Annotated in this window: 12 protein-coding genes and 1 tRNA gene; 8 read left to right on the forward strand and 5 right to left on the reverse strand. The window is 69.8% G+C overall.

Translation table 11 applies throughout. The features are described 5' to 3' along the window. Positions 1–14: 14 nt before the first annotated feature. Positions 15–2,033, forward strand: coding sequence for a capsular polysaccharide biosynthesis protein (locus tag DDE23_RS02100; RefSeq protein ID WP_107749726.1), 2,019 nt, complete (start codon positions 15–17; stop codon positions 2,031–2,033). A 280-nt stretch (positions 2,034–2,313) separates the two neighbouring features. Here DDE23_RS02100 and DDE23_RS02105 read toward each other — a convergent pair whose 3' ends face one another. Together DDE23_RS02105 and DDE23_RS02110 are read right to left on the reverse strand one after the other, a co-directional pair. Then, complete coding sequence (locus tag DDE23_RS02105) at positions 2,314–3,957, reverse strand: 3-(methylthio)propionyl-CoA ligase (RefSeq protein ID WP_107749727.1); 1,644 nt, start codon at positions 3,955–3,957, stop codon at positions 2,314–2,316. A gap of 93 nt (positions 3,958–4,050) precedes the next feature. After that, a complete protein-coding gene (locus DDE23_RS02110; RefSeq protein WP_107749728.1) occupies positions 4,051–4,545 on the reverse strand; it encodes a hypothetical protein in 495 nt (164 codons plus the stop codon). A gap of 95 nt (positions 4,546–4,640) precedes the next feature. Here DDE23_RS02110 and DDE23_RS02115 point away from each other — a divergent pair, with 95 nt between their 5' ends. Then, a complete protein-coding gene (locus tag DDE23_RS02115) occupies positions 4,641–6,587 on the forward strand; it encodes an acetoacetate--CoA ligase (protein ID WP_107749729.1) in 1,947 nt (648 codons plus the stop codon). A 33-nt stretch (positions 6,588–6,620) separates the two neighbouring features. Then, positions 6,621–6,706 (forward strand) — tRNA-Leu (locus DDE23_RS02120). On the opposite strand, the gene DDE23_RS02125 is transcribed toward DDE23_RS02120, so the two are convergent. Both DDE23_RS02125 and DDE23_RS02130 read right to left on the reverse strand, forming a co-directional pair. Beyond that, positions 6,694–7,524, reverse strand: coding sequence for a CPBP family intramembrane glutamic endopeptidase (locus DDE23_RS02125; protein ID WP_107749730.1), 831 nt, complete (start codon positions 7,522–7,524; stop codon positions 6,694–6,696). The two genes, DDE23_RS02120 and DDE23_RS02125, sit on opposite strands and share 13 nt — an antisense overlap. A gap of 74 nt (positions 7,525–7,598) precedes the next feature. Beyond that, complete coding sequence (locus DDE23_RS02130; RefSeq protein ID WP_107749731.1) at positions 7,599–8,180, reverse strand: TetR/AcrR family transcriptional regulator; 582 nt, start codon at positions 8,178–8,180, stop codon at positions 7,599–7,601. 94 nt (positions 8,181–8,274) lie between these two features. On the opposite strand from DDE23_RS02130, the gene DDE23_RS02135 reads away from it, so the two are divergent. The 5 genes from DDE23_RS02135 (at position 8,275) to DDE23_RS02155 (ending at position 14,533) form a co-directional block, all read left to right on the forward strand. After that, complete coding sequence (locus tag DDE23_RS02135) at positions 8,275–9,135, forward strand: beta-keto acid cleavage family enzyme (protein ID WP_107749732.1); 861 nt, start codon at positions 8,275–8,277, stop codon at positions 9,133–9,135. A 148-nt stretch (positions 9,136–9,283) separates the two neighbouring features. Continuing rightward, a complete protein-coding gene (locus DDE23_RS02140; RefSeq protein WP_107749733.1) occupies positions 9,284–10,867 on the forward strand; it encodes an acyl-CoA carboxylase subunit beta in 1,584 nt (527 codons plus the stop codon). Beyond that, positions 10,864–12,720 carry an acetyl/propionyl/methylcrotonyl-CoA carboxylase subunit alpha gene (locus tag DDE23_RS02145; protein WP_107749734.1) on the forward strand — a complete coding sequence of 619 codons (1,857 nt, stop codon included), beginning with the start codon at positions 10,864–10,866 and terminating at the stop codon, positions 12,718–12,720. Before DDE23_RS02140 ends, DDE23_RS02145 begins: the two co-directional genes overlap by 4 nt. Beyond that, a complete protein-coding gene (locus tag DDE23_RS02150; RefSeq protein WP_107749735.1) occupies positions 12,717–13,346 on the forward strand; it encodes a glutathione S-transferase family protein in 630 nt (209 codons plus the stop codon). The genes DDE23_RS02145 and DDE23_RS02150 overlap by 4 nt, the downstream gene beginning before the upstream one ends. A gap of 2 nt (positions 13,347–13,348) precedes the next feature. After that, positions 13,349–14,533 (forward strand): acyl-CoA dehydrogenase family protein, encoded by a 1,185-nt coding sequence (locus DDE23_RS02155; RefSeq protein ID WP_238149873.1) that lies wholly within the window; start codon positions 13,349–13,351, stop codon positions 14,531–14,533. A gap of 425 nt (positions 14,534–14,958) precedes the next feature. Here DDE23_RS02155 and clpA read toward each other — a convergent pair whose 3' ends face one another. Further along, positions 14,959–17,280 (reverse strand): ATP-dependent Clp protease ATP-binding subunit ClpA, encoded by a 2,322-nt coding sequence (clpA, locus tag DDE23_RS02160; RefSeq protein WP_107749737.1) that lies wholly within the window; start codon positions 17,278–17,280, stop codon positions 14,959–14,961. Positions 17,281–17,387 lie beyond the last annotated feature (107 nt).

Genomic DNA, 17,387 nt, shown 5'->3' on the forward strand with positions numbered 1-17,387 from the left:
GGGCGGGGCCCGCGATGCCGGGTGACAGCCGTTCCCCGCGCCGCCTGATCGCCACCAGCGGCGGGTTCCTCGGCCCGGGCGCCACCGCGAGGCGCCTGCGCCGCATCCTGGAACTGGCCGTGGCCCGCCCGACGCTGGGCTGGCCCGGCGCGGAGGACGCGGTGATCGCCTGGGGCCATGCGCCCCGCGCCCGGCGGGCCGAGGCTTTGGCCGCCCGCACCGGCGCCCCCCTCTGGCGGATCGAGGATGCCTGGATCCGCTCACTGAGGCCCGGACGCGCCGGGGGCGGGCCGCCGATGGGCCTGCTGCTCGACCGGCTGGGCATGCATTACGACCCGGCCCAGCCCTCGGAGCTTGAGGTCCTGCTGGCCACCCATGCGCTGGACGACGGGGCGCTGATCGCCCGGGCCCGGCTGGCGCTGGAGCGGCTGCGCGCGCTGCATCTGTCCAAATACAACACCCATGATCCGGGGCTGGAGCCGCCGCCGCCCGGCTATGTGCTGGTGGTCGATCAGGTGCGCGGCGACGCCTCGCTGACCCATGGCGGGCTGGCGCGGCCCGAGCGGCGCTTCCGCGAGATGCTGGTCATGGCGCAGGAGGAGAACCCCGGTGCCCGCGTCCTGATCCGCGCCCATCCCGAAACTGCCTCGGGCGCGCGGCCGGGCTATTACGGCGCAGGGGATGCCACGGGGCGCGTCGCCTTCGTCGACGGGCCGCATTCGCCCTGGTCGCTGTTCGAAGGCGCGGTCGGGGTTTATACCGTCGCCTCCCAGATGGGGTTCGAGGCGATCCTGGCCGGTCACCGGCCCCGGGTCTTCGGCCAGCCCTTCTATGCTGGCTGGGGCCTGTCCGACGACGAAAACGCGCCGCCCCGCCGCCAGCGGCAGCTGACCCGGGTGCAGCTTTTCGCGCTGGCGATGCTGGTCTATCCGCTCTGGTACGACCCGCTCCGCGACCGGCTCTGCCCGTTCGAAGAGGTTCTGGACCAGATGGAGGCCCGCCTCACCGCCTTTCGTCAGGACCGCCATGGCCATGTCGCCCTCGGGATGCGGCGTTGGAAACGGGCGCATCTGCAGGATTTCTTCGGACGCGAGACGCCGGTGCGCTTCGGGGCGGAAGGGGCGACGCTGGCCTGGGCCTCGCAGGCGCCCGAGGATTTCGCGGGGCTCCGGGTCGAGGACGGTTTCCTGCGCTCGCGGGGCCTGGGCGCCGAACTGGTGCCGCCCCTATCACTGGCCGTCGATGACCTCGGCATCTACTACGATCCGACGCGCGAGAGCCGGTTGGAGCGGCTGATCGCCGGGCCCCTGCCACCGGGAGGCGCCGCCCGGGCCGAGCGGCTGCGCCGGGTGATCCTGGCGGCGGGGGTGACCAAGTACAACCTCGGCCCCGGCCCGGACGCGGCGGCGGCGGTGGCGGCGCTCACGGCCGAGAGGCCGGGCGCACCGGTGATCCTGATCCCCGGGCAGGTCGAGGACGATGCCTCGATCCGGCTGGGGGCGGGGGAGGTCCGGAGCAACCGCGCGCTGATCCTCGCGGCCCGGGCGGCGCATCCCGGGGCGATCCTGCTCTACAAGCCGCACCCGGATGTGGAGGCGGGGTTGCGGCCGGGCAAGGTGGTGGAGCCGCCGGTCGATCTGGTGCTGAACGGGGTCGAGGCCGGGGCGGCGCTGGCGCTGGCCGACCGGGTCTGGACCATGACCTCGGGTCTGGGGTTCGAGGCCCTGCTGCGCGGCATCCCGGTCACCACGCTGGGCGCGCCCTTCTACGCCGGCTGGGGCCTGACCGAGGATCTGGGGGAAGTGCCCGGGCGGCGGCTGGGCGTCTATCCGCGGCCCGATCTCGACCGGCTGACCCATGCGGCGCTGATCGCCTATCCGCGGTATCTGGACCCGGTGACGCGCGAGATCTGCCCGCCGGAACTGGCGGTCGAGCGGCTGGCCAGCGGCAGGACGGCGCGGGGGAGCTGGCGGCTCAGGCTGCTGGCGAAGCTGCAGGGAAGCGTGGCGAGCTACGCGCATTGGTGGCGGTGAGGGGGGCGATGGTGGGGTGAAACCCCAGCCCGCAGGCGCCGGGACGGTGCGTGCGAGCACGCACCCTACGGGCGTCGGTAGCAGGGGCAGGCCGATTGTTGGCGGTGAGGGTGAGACCCCAAGAAGTGGCACTCTGCAGGGTGGGGTTTCACCCCGCCATCGCCCTCTCCGCGAAAGTTCCGGGTAAAGGTCCGTCTCCACCCCGTAGGGTGCGTGCTCGCACGCACCGTCCCGCGCCCGCGCCAAGACAAAGGGGCGGCTCGCGCCGCCCCTTCCTCCGTCACGCCGTCGGCAGGACGTAATCCTTGAACTCGTCCCTGAGCTTGTTCTTCTGCATCTTGCCGGTCGCCCCCAGCGGGATCGTCTCGACGAAGACCACGTCATCGGGCAGCCACCATTTGGCGATCTTGCCGTCGAACCAGGCCAGCACGTCCTCTTTCGTCACTTTCGCATCGGGCTTCTTCATCACCACCAAGAGCGGGCGCTCGTCCCATTTCGGGTGATGCGCGGCGATGCAGGCGGCCATGGCGATGCCGGGATGGCCCATGGCGATGTTCTCGAGGTCGATCGAGGAAATCCACTCGCCACCCGACTTGATAACATCCTTGGTCCGGTCGGTGATCTGCATGAACCCGTCCGGGTCGATGGCCGAGACGTCACCCGTCGGGAACCAGCCCAGCCCGGCATCGTCGAAGCGCAGGATGTCCTCGCCATGGCGGTTGTAATAGCTGTCGACGATCCAGGGACCACGCACCAGCAACTCGCCCGAGGTCTTGCCGTCCCAGGGCAGTTCCTTGCCATCCGGCCCGACGATCTTCATGTCGACGCCATAGATGGCGCGGCCCTGCTTGGACAGGACGCTGTAGCGATCCTCGCCCTTCAGCCCCTCCTGACCGCCCTTCAGCGTGCAGACGGTGCCCAAGGGCGACATCTCGGTCATGCCCCAGGCGTGCAGCACCTGCACGTTGTATTTCTGGTCGAAGGCCCGCAGCATGGCGGGCGGGCAGGCCGAGCCGCCGATCACCGTGCGCCGCATGGTCGAGAAGCTGAGCCCGTTGGCCTCGGTATGGGCCAGAAGCCCCTGCCAGACGGTGGGCACCCCGGCGGACAGCGTCACGCCCTCGCCCTCGAACAGGTCATAGAGCGACTTGCCGTCCATCGCCGCGCCCGGGAAGACGATCTTGGCGCCGGTCATCGCCGCGGCATAGGGCAGGCCCCAGGCGTTGACGTGGAACATCGGCACCACCGGCAGGATCGTGTCGCGCGAGCTGAGGTTCAGCGCATCGGGCGCCACCGCGGCATAAGCGTGCAGCACGGTCGAGCGGTGGGAATAGAGCACACCCTTGGGATTGCCCGTGGTGCCCGAGGTGTAGCACAGGGACGAGGCCAGATTCTCGTCCAGCTGCGGCCAGTCATAGGCGTCCGAGCTGGCCTCCAGCAGGTCCTCGTAACAGATCAGCCCCGGGATCTTGGTCGCGGCCGGCATATGCGCGCGGTCCGACATCAGGATGAAATGCTTGACGGTGGCGTAGCGGGCGGCGGTCGCCTCGACCAGCGGCAGGAAGGTGATGTCGAAAAACAGCGCCTGATCGCCCGCGTTATCGGCGATCCACACCAGTTGATCGGGATGCAGCCGGGGGTTCAGCGTGTGCAGCACCATGCCCGCGCCCGAGGCCCCGTAATACAGCTCCATATGCCGGTCGGTGTTCCAGGCCAGCGACGCCACCCGCTGCGTCTGCTTGATCCCCAGCCCCTCCAGCGCATTGGCGACGCGGCGCGAGCGCCCGGCGATGCCGCGCCAGGTCGTGCGGTGAATCTCGCCCTCCGGACGGCGCGTGACGATCTCGCGGTTGCCGTGGTGTCGGTCGGCATGCACCAGCAGGCTGGAAATCAGCAGCGGCTGGCTCATCATCTGCCCAAGCATTCTCGGTCCTCCCTTTGGGTGTCCTATGCCTAAAGCCTGCGCCGGAACGGTCAAGCGGCCTAACGTAGCGTCACGGAGGCGTGTGACTTTGCGTCAGTGGCGGCGTGCTTCCTGCGGCAGGGAAAGCCAGTCATCGACATGGGCGATGCAGGCCATCCGGGCCTCCAGACCCTGACTCCGGTCGCGGCAATCACCGTGCAGCGCCTCGCGCGCGGCGCGGATCTGGCCCGAGACGGGGATCAGCGCCACCGCCGCCAGAATCACCGCAAGCGCGAGACAGCCGAGGATCGGCGCCTCGTGTCGCGGCAGCCGTGCGGCCGGGATCAGCAGCGGCAGGCCGGTCGCCAGGGCGGCCAGCAGCAGCAGCCACAGCGTCGGGGGACTCTCGAAGTCGATCAGCCCCAGAAACACCGCCAGCGCCGGCAGGCAGGCCAGGAAGGTGGTGACGTAGATCGCAAGCCAGACCGACCAGCGCAGCCTTTCCCGGCTGCCGCGATAGGGCGCCACCCGCATCGCCAGGGCCAGCCCCCCGGCGAGGCACCCCGCCAGCGTCAGCCCGGCAAAGAGGAGAAAGGCCCCGATCAGCATCCTGCGCCGAGCGTGGCACAGGTCGGGCCCGCCGGGAAGCCGGGTCTTGATCCGCCGCCCGCTTCGGGCGACGAAGGGGCAACAGGGAGGACAGCATGACCGAGGCACGGCCCATCCTCTGGGCGCCCACGCCCGAGCGCGCAGAGGCAACCCGCATGGCGGATTTCATCCGCTGGCTCAAGGCCGAACGCGGGCTTTCCTTCGCCGATTACAACGCGCTCTGGCGCTGGTCGGTCGGCGATCTGCCGGGCTTCTGGTCGGCGCTGGTCGACTACGCCGGGCTCGACATCCGGGGCCACGGCGCAGTTCTGGGGCGGCGCGAGATGCCCGGCGCCGAGTGGTTTCCGGGCGCCCGCTGCTCGCTGGCCGCGCAGGTGCTGGCCCATGCCGCGACCGATCCCGACGCGCCTGCGCTGATCGGGCTATCCGAGACCTTCGGCCGCCGCGAGCTGAGCTGGCGGGCGCTGGCGGCCGAGGTGGCGGCCAAGGCGGGCGGGCTTCGGGCGCTGGGCGTGGGGCAGGGGGACCGGGTGGTCGCCATCCTGCCCAACACGACGGACTCGATGGTGGCGTTCCTTGCCGTCACCAGCCTGGGCGCGATCTGGTCGCAGGCCGCGCCTGACATGGGGCCGACCGCGGTGCTGGACCGTTTCCGCCAGATCGAGCCCAAGGTGCTGATCGCGCAGGACAGCTACACCCTGGCGGGCAAACCCATCGACCGCCGGGCGCAGATCGAGGGGATCGCCGCGGGCCTGCCCTCGCTCAGCGCGCGGCTGATGGTGCCGGGGCTGAACGGCCTTGCCCCCGGCTGGTCGGATTGGCGGGCGCTGGCGGGAGAGCCCGCGGCGCCGGTCCCCGTGCCTTTCGATCACCCGCTCTGGATCGTCTATTCCTCGGGCACCACGGGCAACCCCAAGCCCATCGTCCATGGCCATGGCGGCATCCTGGTCGAATGCGCGAAATCGGCGCTGCACATGGATCTGCACCCGGGCGACCGCTATTGCTGGCTGACCTCCTCGGGCTGGATCATGTGGAACACCCAGTTCTTCGCGCTGATGAACGGCGCGGCGGTGGTGCTTTTCGACGTGGCGCCGGGCTATCCCGACCTGATGGCGCTGTGGCGCGCCGCGGCCGACGAGAGGCTGACGCATCTGGGCGCGGGGGCGGCCTTCTATCAATCCTGCCTCAAGGCCGGGATCGAGCCGAAAACGCTGGACCTCTCGGCGCTCAGGCACCTCGGCTCGACCGGCTCGCCCCTCTCGCCCGAGGGCTATGACTGGATCTATTCTGCGGTCAAATCCGACCTCTGGCTCGCGCCACTCTCCGGCGGGACCGACCTCTGCGGCGCTTTCGTCGGCGGCAATCCGATGTTGCCGGTCCGCGCGGGCGAGATGCAATGCCGCTTCCTCGGCAACGCGGTCCGGGCCTTCGACGAGGCGGGCAACGAGGTCTTCGATCAGGTGGGCGAGCTGGTCTGCACCGAGCCCTTGCCTGCCATGCCTTTGTATTTCTGGAACGATCCCGGCAACCGGCGCTATCTGGACAGCTATTTCGACACCTACCCGGGCGTCTGGCGCCACGGCGACTGGATCGAGATCACCGGGGACGGCGGCGCGGTGATCTATGGCCGTTCGGATGCGACGATCAACCGGCACGGGCTGAGGCTCGGCTCGTCCGAGATCTACCGGGTGGTCGAGGCGCTGGACGAGATCGCCGATTCGCTGGTCATCGATTGCGAATATCTGGGGCGGGCCAGTTTCATGCCGCTTTTTGTCGTCCCCGCCCCGGGCGTGGCGCTGGACGAGGCGCTGATGGACCGCATCCGCGCCCGGATCCGGGCCGAGGTCTCGCCCCGCTTCGTGCCCGATCTGATCGAGGCGGTGCCCGAGGTGCCGCGCACGCTGTCGGGCAAGAAGCTGGAGGTGCCGGTGAAGAAACTGTTCCTCGGCGGCGACCCGGCCCGGGTGGTCAACCGCGATTCCATGGCCAACCCGGACAGCTTCGACTGGTTTATCCGCTGGCACGAGACACGCGGGGCTTGAGCGCCCCGGCCCGCCTGCTATGAGGAGGGGCGGGGCCGCTTGCTGGAATGGTAGACAGACCGGACTTAAAATCCGTTGCCCGGATGGGCGTGAGGGTTCGAGTCCCTCAGCGGCTACCAATCCCCGCCTCGGGTCCGGGGACATCCCCGGGCAGCGCGCCCCGCCCGACATCCCGCATCAGCCAGAGCGCGTAAAGCCCGTTCGGCAGCACCAGCGCCAGCGAAACCGCGATCTGCGCCAGCGGGTTCGGGTCGGCCAGCCAGCCGGGGGCACCCCCCTGCCGGAGCAGCGCATGGTCCAGCCCGAGAACGCCGATGTTCCACAGCAAATGATAGAGCATCGGCAGCAGGATCGACCCGCTGCGCAGCCGCATCGCCAGCAGGACCAGCCCGGTCGAGACCGCGGCGAGGCTCTGGGCCAGCGCCAGCCCGTGCAGCCCCTCGGCCCAGCCGTTGCCCAGATGCACCGCGCCGAACATCAGGCTGGTCAGCCAGATCGCGGGCCAGGGCCGGAACCGCCGGCGTAGCGCCGGAAAGAGCAGCCCGCGGAACATCAGTTCCTCGGACAGCGCGACCCAGACCATCGCCGCCGCCAGCCCCAGGAACAGCGCGCCGGGCAGGCCGCCGAGCGCCACGATCCCCGCGCCGAGGGCCGCCAGATAGAGGAAGGGCAGCCAGAAGAGACGCAGCGAGCCGGGCCTCGGCATGCCGAGCGCGGTATCCGACCAGCGGAAAATTCCCAGACATGTCAGCAGGATCAGCGTGGCCAGCGCCTGCGGCAGGGGCGCCAGCAGCAGCCCGCCGGTCAGGAACGGAAAGATATTGGCCAGCGTGGCCAGCGCCCAGAGCAGCAGCAGCGCCAGCGCGCCCTTCAGGCCCAGCGGGCGGCGCGGCCGCGTCGGGCCGCCGCCCCAGGGGGTCCGGTCCGGTCCGGTCATCACTCGGCGGGCTCGGCAATGTGGGGCATGGGCAGACCTCGGATCCGGCGGGCCATCCTGCGGCGGGTGGCGGCTCAGCGCAAGGGGAGGGCGGCCCCCTGCAAGAGGGCCAGCGCCTGCGCGGTCAGCCCGTCGAGATCCAGCGCCCCCGCGGGCCGATACCAGAAGCTGGTCCAGGCCAGCGCGCCATGCAGGAATTGCCGCAGGACGGCGGGGTCCAGCGGCGTTTCCGCCTCGGCCAGCACCCGGTCCCAGAGCGCGAAATAGGCGCTGCGGCCATCGAGCAGCACCGCCTGCCGGTCCGGCGAGAGCGCGCGCCATTCATGGAACAGCACCGCCGTGGCATCGGCGGCCGGGCCGTGCAGATAGGTCAGTTCGACGGCGATCAGGGCGCGAAGGCGGGCCTCGGCCCTCTCGGCCCGGGCGAGTTCCGCGGTGAGATCGGCCAGCATCGCCGCGATCACCCGCTCCATGACGGCGAAGAGGATCTCCTCCTTCGAGCGGACGTGGTGGAAGAGCGAACCCGAGAGGATCCCGACCTCGGCCCCGATCTCGCGCACCGTGGTCGCGGCATAGCCCCGCTGGCGGAACAGCCGCGCGGCGGCGGCGAGAAGCCGGTCGCGGGGTTTGTCGGGATCGAAGAGCGGCGCCTGCATGGGCAAGGTCTAGCCCGTGACGTGGCGGAACACAACCAAGCGCTTGCTTGGGCTGTCCCCGGGCGGTTAGGCTGACCGAAATGGGGAGGAGCCGATGCCCGACGCGGCCATCATCACCTGCGCGCTGACCGGCGTGCTGACCGATCCACGGGTGCATCCCGTGCCGGTGACGCCCGCCGAGCTGGCCGCCAGCGCCCGCGAGGCCTGGGAGGCGGGCGCGGTCTGCATGCATGTGCATTTCCGCCAGCAGGGCGATGGGCGGGGGCATCTGCCCAGCTGGGACCCGGCGCTGGCGGTCGAAGTGGCCGACGCGATCCGCGAGGTCTGCCCGGGGGTGATCCTGAATTTCACCACCGGCGTCGTGGGGCGCGACCAGTCGGGGCCGATCGCCTGCCTGCGCGCGGGGCGGCCCGAGATCGCCGCCTGCAACGCGGGATCGCTCAATTATCTGAAAACACGCGCGGATGGCGGTTGGGCCTGGCCGCCGATGCTGTTCGACAACCCGGTCGAGAAGGTGGCCGAGATCGTCGGCGTCATGGCCGAGACCGGGACGAAGCCCGAGTTCGAGTGTTTCGACACCGGGATCGTGCGGTCGGTGGGGATGTATGTCGAGGCCGGGATGGTGACGGCGCCGCAGGTGAATTTCGTGATGGGCGTGGCCTCGGGCATGCCGGCGGACCCGGAACTGTTGCCGCTCCTGTTGAAATACCGGCCCGAGGGTTGTCCCTGGCAGGCGACGGTGATCGGCCGGGCCGAGGTCTGGGCCCTGCACCGCCGCGCCGCCGAACTGGGCGGTCATCTGCGCAGCGGGCTGGAGGATACGTTCTATCTGCCGGACGGATCGCGGGCCCGGGGCAATGGCCATCTGGTCGCGGCTCTGGCCTCGGTGGCGCGGGAGGCCGGGCGCCCGGTCGCCTCCGCCGCCGAGGCGCGGGTTCTCTGGGGGCTGGCGTGAGGGAGGCGGCGCGCCTCACCCCCGTTGAGGGGGTTCGGCGCGCCTCGGGGGGCTTTCTGCCCCCCGCCGGGGCCGTGCCGGCCCCGCCCCCCGAGGATATTTGCAGAACAAAGATGAGGGGGCGCTGGTGGCGGTTCTGAGCGCATCTATGGACGCAGGGAGCGCGGCTTTCGCGGCGAATGCGGCGGCGATGGAGGCGGCTTTGGCGCCGGTTCTGGCGGTGCGGGAGGCGGTCGAGGCGGCGGCCGAGGCGGTGCGGGCGCGTTACGCCAAGCGGGGGCAGGTGTTGCCGCGCGCGCGTCTGGCGCTGCTGCTGGACCCGGGTGCGCCCTGGCTGGAGCTTTGCCCCTATGCCGGCTGGAAGCGTTATGGCGACAAGGACGGGACCGGGGCGGGAGCGGGCGCCATCGCCGGGATCGGGCGGATCGAGGGGCGCTCCTGTGTGGTGGTCATCGACAATTTCGCGGTGAAGGGCGGGACGGTGACGCCGGACGGGCTGGCCAAGAAGCTCAGGCTGCAGGAGGTGGCGCGGGAGAACCGGCTGCCTCTGGTCTCGCTCAGCCAGTCGGGGGGCGCCAATCTGCAATATGCGCATGAGGTCTTCATTCCGGGGGGGCGGGGTTTCGCCAATCAGGCGCGGCTTTCGGCGCTGGGCATTCCGCAGGTGACATTGGTGCATGGCTCGGCCACCGCGGGCGGGGCCTATCAGCCGGGGCTGTCCGATTACGTCATCATGGTGCGGGGGCAGGCGACGATGTATCTGGCCGGACCGCCGCTGCTGAAGGCGGCGACCGGCGAGGTGGCGACGGACGAGGAGCTGGGGGGTGCGGCGATGCATACCCAGGTCTCGGGCGTCGGCGATTACCTGGCCGAGGATGACGCGGACGGGATCCGGCTGGCGCGGGCGGTGATCGCCGCCTTGCCCTGGCCCCGGGATGAGGGGCCGGGGGTGGTCGAGGCGCCCTTGTTCCCGGCCACGGACCTGATGGGGCTGGTGCCGGCCGATCCCCGCCAGCCCTACGATTGCCGCGAGATCGTGGCGCGGCTGGTGGACGGGTCGGCGTTCCTCGATTTCAAGCCCGAGTACGACGCGGCGACCGTCTGCGGCCATGCGCGGATCGAGGGGCACGCCATCGGCCTCATTGGCAACAACGGCCCGATCACCGCGCCGGGGGCGGCGAAGGCGGGGCAGTTCATCCAGCTGTGCGATCAGGCCGGTATCCCCCTGCTGTTCCTGCACAACACCACCGGCTTTCTGGTGGGGACCGAGCCCGAGCGGGCGGGCATCATCAAACACGGCTCGAAAATGATCCAGGCGGTGGCCAATGCCCGGGTGCCGAAGATCTCGGTGGTGGTCGGCGGCAGCTATGGCGCGGGGAATTACGCGATGTGCGGGCGGGGCTTCGATCCGCGGTTCCTGTTCGCCTGGCCGAATGCCCGGACCTCGGTCATGGGGCCGGCGCAGGCGGGGCAGGTGATGCGGATCGTGACCGAGGCGGCGATGGCGCGCGCAGGCGCCGTGGACGCGGCGAAGCTCGACGCGCTGGAACAGGGGACGGCGGCGATGCTGGCGGAGGCGACGACGGCGCTGGCTTCCTCGGCCCGGCTGGAGGATGACGGGATCATCGACCCGCGCCAGACGCGCGACATCCTGGGGCTGGTACTGGGGTTGATCGCGACCGAGGGGGCGCGGATCACGCGGCCGTCGACCTTCGGGGTGGCGCGGCTATGAGGGTGCTGGTTGCCAACCGGGGCGAGATCGCGCTGAGGGTGATGCGCACGGCGCGGGCGTTGGGCTATGGCTGCGTCGCGGTGCATGCGCCGGGCGAGGGCGAGGCGCCGCATGCGCGGGCGGCGGATCTGGCGGTGGCGGTGCCGTCCTATCTGGACGGGGCGGCGGTGATCGCCGCGGCCCGGGCCACCGGCGCGGAGATGGTGCATCCGGGCTATGGGTTCCTGTCGGAAAATGCCGGCTTCGCAAGGGCTTGCGCCGAGGCGGGGCTGATTTTCGTCGGCCCCCCGCCCGAGGCCATCGCGCTGATGGGCGACAAGGGCCGGGCCAAGGCGGCCGCGGCGGCGGCGGGCGTGCCGGTCCTGCCCGGGGGCGGGCCGGAGGCGGCCGAGGCCATCGGCGTGCCCTTGATGGTCAAGGCGGCGATGGGCGGCGGCGGCAAGGGGATGCGTCTGGTCACCGACCTCGCCGACCTGCCCGAGGCGCTGGACCGCGCCGCCTCGGAGGCGCTGAAGGCTTTCGGTGACGGCAGCCTGATCGTCGAGAAAGCGCTCTTGAACCCGCGCCATATCGAGGTGCAGGTCTTTGGCGACCGGCACGGGAATGTGGTGCATCTGGGCGAGCGGGATTGCTCGATCCAGCGGCGGCATCAGAAGGTGGTGGAGGAAGCGCCGTCGCCCGCTGTCGACCCGGCGCTGCGGGCGCGGATGGGCGCCGCAGCGGTCGCGCTGGCCCGGGCCTGCGGCTATGTCGGCGCGGGGACGGTGGAATTCCTGCTGGAAGACGGGGCCTTCTGGTTTCTGGAGATGAACACAAGGTTGCAGGTCGAGCATCCGGTGACCGAGGCGATCACCGGGCTGGATCTGGTCGAGTGGCAGTTCCGGGTGGCGCGGGGCGAGCCGCTGCCGCTGGCGCAGGAGGAGATCACGCTCAGCGGCCATGCCATCGAGCTGCGGCTTTATGCCGAGGATCCGGCCAATGGCTTTCTGCCGCAGACCGGCCGGGTGCTGGCCTGGCGACCGGGGGCGGGGCTGCGCTCGGATGATGCGCTGGCGCCGGGGCAGGCAATCGGCGCGGGATTCGACCCGATGCTGGCCAAGCTGATCGCCCGGGGGGAGACGCGCGAGGCGGCGCGGCAGGCGCTGGCCGAAGGGCTGGCGCGGACCGAGCTTCTGGGCCTGCGGACGAACCTGCCCTTCCTGCGGCAGGTGATCGAGCATCCGGTCTTTGCCGCGGGCGAGGCGACCACGGCCTTCCTGACCCGCGACTTCACCCTGGCGCCGCCCGAAGCGGACCCGGCCCTGCTGGCGCTGGCCGTGCTGGTGCTGGCCGGGGCGCCGGCGCCGCGCTTCGGCTTTTCCACCGGCCCCTCCCCCCGGCTCACCCGCCGCTTCGACACCGCCTCGGGGCCCGTCGCGGTCTCTCTGCTGCTGGAGGGCACGACGGCGACACTGGAAGACGGGCGCCGCATCACGCTGGAATCGCGGAACGATTCCCATGTCCGCGCCCGGATCGACGGGATCGCCCGCGACCTGCCCCATGCGCGCGAGGGGGCGACGCTGCACCTCGGCGATCTGATCCTGACCGACATCACCCTGGCCCCGGCCGCGGCGAAGGACGAGGGCGCCGATGGCCGGATCCTGGCGCCCATGGCGGGCAGCGTCGTGCAGGTGCTGGTGGCCGAAGGCGCGCGGGTCGAGAAGGGCCAGACCCTCGCCGTCCTGGAAGCGATGAAGATGGAACACCCGCTGCGCGCGCCCATTGCCGGGCGCGTCACGGCGCTGATGCTGACACCGGGCGCGCAGGTCCGCGCCCGTCAAACCCTGATCGAGATCACCCCGGAGGAATCATGATCGAACTCTGGCATTGCAAGGATTCCCGCTCGCTCCGCGCGCTCTGGACGCTCGAGGAGCTGGGGCTGGACTACCGGCTGCACCTGCTGCAATTCCCGCCCCGGCTGACCGACCCCGGCTATACCGCGATCAACCCGCTGGGCACCGTGCCCTATCTCACTGATGGCGCGACCCGGATGACCGAATCCTCCGCCATCGCCCATTACCTCGCCCGGCGCTATGGCGAGGGGGGGCTGGCCCTCGCGCCCGAGGATCCGGCCTATGGCGACTGGCTGAACTGGCTCTACCATTCCGACGCGACGCTGACCTTCCCGCAGACGCTGCTTCTGCGCTACGGACGGTTCGAGCCGAAGGACCGCCGCCAGCCGCAGGTGGTCGAGGATTACACGCAATGGTTCTTCTCGCGGCTGAAACTGGTGAACGCCCGGCTGGAGGAGCACGAGTATCTCGCCGCCGACCGCTTCACCGCCGCCGATATCGCCGTCGGCTACGCGCTCTATCTGGCCGAGACGATCGGGCTTGGGGCTTCGTTGAAGCCACAGACCCGCGCCTATCTCGACCGTCTCACCGCGCGCCCGGCCTTTCAGCGGGCCAACGCGCTGGGCGCGCCATCGCTCGGGGGATGAGCATGCAATTCGACCTGACCGACGACCAGCGCAGCCTCTATGACGCCGCCTTCCGCTATGCCGAGGCCGAGCTGCACCCGCTTTTCGCCCGGATGGATGACGAGGATTGGTTTCCCCCCGATCTGATCGCCCGGCTGGGCGCGGATGGCTATTGCGGGCTGACCGCGCCCCCGGATCTGGGCGGGGCGGGGATGGATCTGGTCTCGGCCGGGCTGGTGGGCGAGGCCTTCGGCTACTGGAACACCAACGCGGCCTTCATCTGGGGCCCGCATGAAAACCTCTGCCTGAACAATATCCTGCGGAACGGCACGCCCGAGCAGATCGCCCGCTTCGTGCCCGACCTGATCGCGGGTCGGAAGATCGGCGCGCTGGGCCTGACCGAGCCGGGGGCGGGATCGGATGCGCTGGGGTCCATGGTCCTGCGGGCGGTGCGGGATGGCGAGGATTACCTGCTGACCGGCCGCAAGATGTTCATCTCGAACGGGCCGGTGGCGGATCTGGTGCTGACCTATGCCAAGACGGCACCGGAACTCGGGCCCAAGGGCATCTCGGCCTTCGTGGTCGAGACGGGGACACCGGGTTTCTCGGTCGCCCAGACACTCACCAAGATGGGCTGGCGCGGCTGCCCCACGGGCGAGCTGGTCTTCGAGGGCGTGCGCGTGCCCGCGGCGAACCTGCTGGGCGCCGAGAACCAGGGCGTCGGCATCGTCATGTCGGGCCTCGATATCGAGCGCGCCTTCCTCGGCACGCCCTATCTGGGGGCGGCGCAGCGCTGCCTCGACCTGTCGCTGGATTACGCGGCGACGCGGCGGCAGTTCGGCCGGCCGATCGGCAGCTTCCAGATGATCCAGTCGCATCTGGCCGAGATGTCGACCGCGCTGGAGGCCGCGCGGGTCTATACCTATCAGGCGCTAGCCGCCTGCGATGCCCTGCGCCGGGGCGAGGGGGGGCGCGGCCGGGTGCATCAGCTCTGCGCCGGCGCCGTGCTGAACGGGGCGGCGATGATCGCCAAGGTGACGGATCTGGCGGTGCAGATCCACGGCGGGTCGGGCTTCGTCTGGGAGACGGAGGTGAACCGCCACTACCGGAATGCGCGGATCGCCTCGCTGGGCGGCGGCACGACCGAGGTGCGCAAGCTGATCGTCGCCGAGGAACTCTTCCGCGCCCGGGGGCTGAGGCTGGACTGAGGGCAGGGAAGCGCACAAAGGCCGCGGGGGGCGCCCGACACCTGGGCGAAGCGGCGGAAGGCGCGCTCCCGCCCACCCACCCCGCGCGCCTCCCGCCGCGGAGAGGTCGGCGCTCGTGGCAGCCCCGGGGGCCTTCTGCCCCCGGACCCCCGAGGATATTTAAGGAACGAAGATGGCGGATTAACGCCCTCTTAACCCTCATCTTCGTTCTTCAAATATCCTCGGGGGGTGAATGCCCGCAGGGCAGAGGGGGGCAGACGGCCCCCCTTTCTTCGGCGCGGCGGCATACCGCGCCGCTGGTCGTCCCCCCGTTTCGTCTCTCGGGGCCTCGGCGCCGGAGGTGTCGCGGCCGAGGGTGACCCCCCCTGCGGCCCCGGCCAATCAGGCCGCAACGAAAAGGCGCCCCGGGGGGCGCCTTTTCTGGTTCAGTCGGCCGTCAGCAGCGGCGGTTTCGAGCCGGCGATGCGCGGTTTGTCGTTCTCTTCGATCTCGAGCACGATCTTGTTGTCGCGCACGACCACGCGGACCAATCCGCCCTTGGTCAGGCGGCCGAAGAGCAGTTCTTCCGCCAGAGGCTTCTTGACGTGTTCCTGGATCACCCGGGCCAGCGGCCGGGCGCCCATCTTGTCGTCATAGCCCTTGTCGCCCAGCCAGGCCGCCGCGGCTTCGGACAATTCGAAGGTCACGTTGCGGTCCATGAGCTGCGCTTCCAGCTGCAGCACGAACTTCTCGACCACCTTCATGATCGTGCCCTTGCCGAGCGGCGCGAAGCTGATCACCGCGTCCAGACGGTTGCGGAACTCGGGCGTGAAGGTCCGCTCGATGGCGGCGGTATCCTCGCCCTCGCGCCGGTCGCGGCCGAAGCCGATCGCGGCCTTGGCCTGTTCCGAGGCGCCCGCGTTCGAGGTCATGATCAGGATCACGTTGCGGAAATCCACCTGACGGCCGTTGTGGTCGGTCAGTTTGCCGTGGTCCATCACCTGCAGCAGGATGTTGTAGACATCCGGATGCGCCTTCTCGATCTCGTCGAGCAGCAGCACGCAATGCGGGTGCTGGTCGACGCCATCGGTCAGGAGGCCCCCCTGGTCAAAGCCGACATAACCGGGCGGCGCGCCGATCAGGCGGGAGACCGCGTGTTTCTCCATGTATTCCGACATGTCGAAACGCAGCAGTTCCACGCCCAGCGTGTTCGCCAGTTGCTTGGCCACCTCGGTCTTGCCGACGCCGGTCGGGCCCGCGAAGAGGTAATTGCCGATCGGCTTTTCCGGTTCGCGCAGGCCGGCGCGGGCCAGCTTGATGGCCGAGGACAGCGCCTCGATGGCGTTGTCCTGACCGAAGACCACGCGTTTCAGCGTCGTTTCCAGATCGCGCAGCAGTTCGGTGTCGTTCTTCGACACGTTCTTCGGCGGGATGCGGGCGATCTTGGCAACGACGGCTTCGATCTCCTTCGGCGTGATGGTCTTGCGCCGCTTGGCATGCGGCACCAGATGTTGCGCCGCGCCCGCCTCGTCGATCACGTCGATGGCCTTGTCGGGCAGTTTGCGGTCGTTGATGTAGCGCGAGCTGAGCTCCACCGCGACCTTGATCGCGTCATTGGTGTAGCGCAGGTCGTGGTGCTTTTCGAAATAGGGCTTCAGCCCCATCAGGATCTTCACCGAATCCTCGACCGTCGGCTCGTTCACGTCGATCTTCTGGAACCGGCGGCTGAGCGCGCGGTCTTTTTCGAAGTGCTGGCGGAACTCCTTGTAGGTCGTCGAGCCCATGCAGCGCAGCTTGCCGCCCTGCAGCGCGGGTTTCAGCAGGTTCGAGGCGTCCATCGCCCCGCCCGAGGTGGCGCCCGCGCCGATCACCGTGTGGATCTCGTCGATGAAGAGGACCGCGTCCTCGTGATCTTCCAGTTCCTTGACCACGGCTTTCAGCCGTTCCTCGAAATCGCCGCGATAGCGGGTCCCGGCCAGCAGCGCGCCCATGTCGAGCGAGTAGATGGTCGAGCCCGCCAGGATATCCGGCGTCTCGCCGTCGACGATCTTCTTGGCGAGGCCTTCGGCGATCGCCGTCTTGCCGACGCCGGGATCCCCCACCAGAAGCGGGTTGTTCTTGCGCCGGCGGCACAGGACCTGGATCGCGCGTTCCACTTCGGCATGGCGGCCGATCAGGGGATCCACGTCGCCCTTGCGGGCCTTCTGGTTGAGGTCGACGCAATACTTGGCCAGCGCCGAATCCTTGGGATCGACCTTGGGCGCGGAGGCCTGTTCGGACTGCCCTTCCTCGGCGCCGGTGACCGGCCGCGCCTCGGAGAAGCCGGGGTTCTTAGCCACGCCATGGGCGATGAAATTGACCGCGTCGTAGCGGGTCATGTCCTGTTCTTGCAGGAAATAGGCCGCGTTCGATTCCCGTTCGGCGAAGATCGCCACCAGCACATTGGCGCCGGTGACCTCGTTGCGACCCGAGGATTGCACGTGAATGGCAGCGCGCTGGATCACGCGCTGGAAGGCGGCGGTGGGGACCGCTTCGGAGCCTTCGACATTGGTGATGAGGGTGGACAGGTCATCGTCGATGAATTCGTCGAGCGTCTTGCGAAGCTCGTCGAGATCGACGTTGCAGGCCTGCATGACGCGCGCGGCGTCGGGTTCGTCGAGAAGCGCGAGCAAGAGGTGCTCGAGCGTGGCAAGCTCGTGCCGGCGGGTGTTGGCCAGAGCCAGCGCGCCGTGGATCGCCTGTTCAAGGGTCGCAGAAAACGAGGGCACGTCCTTGCTCCTTCATATTATGCGGCCGGGGCCGCTTTGTGCGGGTCCGCGACCGTGGGAGGGCGGGGACCCGGGCCACCACAGGGTGGGTCCATGTGATTAAACTT

The organism is Pararhodobacter aggregans, from assembly GCF_003075525.1.
Taxonomy (GTDB): Bacteria; Pseudomonadota; Alphaproteobacteria; order Rhodobacterales; family Rhodobacteraceae; genus Pararhodobacter; species Pararhodobacter aggregans.

Excerpts from the sequence above, each read along its gene's own strand:
- DDE23_RS02100 (WP_107749726.1), top strand. The coding sequence starts at position 15 with ATGCCGGGTGACAGCCGTTCCCCGCGCCGCCTGATCGCCACCAGCGGC.
- DDE23_RS02105 (WP_107749727.1), bottom strand. The coding sequence starts at position 3,957 with ATGCTTGGGCAGATGATGAGCCAGCCGCTGCTGATTTCCAGCCTGCTG.
- DDE23_RS02110 (WP_107749728.1), bottom strand. The coding sequence starts at position 4,545 with ATGCTGATCGGGGCCTTTCTCCTCTTTGCCGGGCTGACGCTGGCGGGG.
- DDE23_RS02115 (WP_107749729.1), top strand. The coding sequence starts at position 4,641 with ATGACCGAGGCACGGCCCATCCTCTGGGCGCCCACGCCCGAGCGCGCA.
- DDE23_RS02125 (WP_107749730.1), bottom strand. The coding sequence starts at position 7,524 with ATGACCGGACCGGACCGGACCCCCTGGGGCGGCGGCCCGACGCGGCCG.
- DDE23_RS02130 (WP_107749731.1), bottom strand. The coding sequence starts at position 8,180 with ATGCAGGCGCCGCTCTTCGATCCCGACAAACCCCGCGACCGGCTTCTC.
- DDE23_RS02135 (WP_107749732.1), top strand. The coding sequence starts at position 8,275 with ATGCCCGACGCGGCCATCATCACCTGCGCGCTGACCGGCGTGCTGACC.
- DDE23_RS02140 (WP_107749733.1), top strand. The coding sequence starts at position 9,284 with ATGGACGCAGGGAGCGCGGCTTTCGCGGCGAATGCGGCGGCGATGGAG.
- DDE23_RS02145 (WP_107749734.1), top strand. The coding sequence starts at position 10,864 with ATGAGGGTGCTGGTTGCCAACCGGGGCGAGATCGCGCTGAGGGTGATG.
- DDE23_RS02150 (WP_107749735.1), top strand. The coding sequence starts at position 12,717 with ATGATCGAACTCTGGCATTGCAAGGATTCCCGCTCGCTCCGCGCGCTC.
- DDE23_RS02155 (WP_238149873.1), top strand. The coding sequence starts at position 13,349 with ATGCAATTCGACCTGACCGACGACCAGCGCAGCCTCTATGACGCCGCC.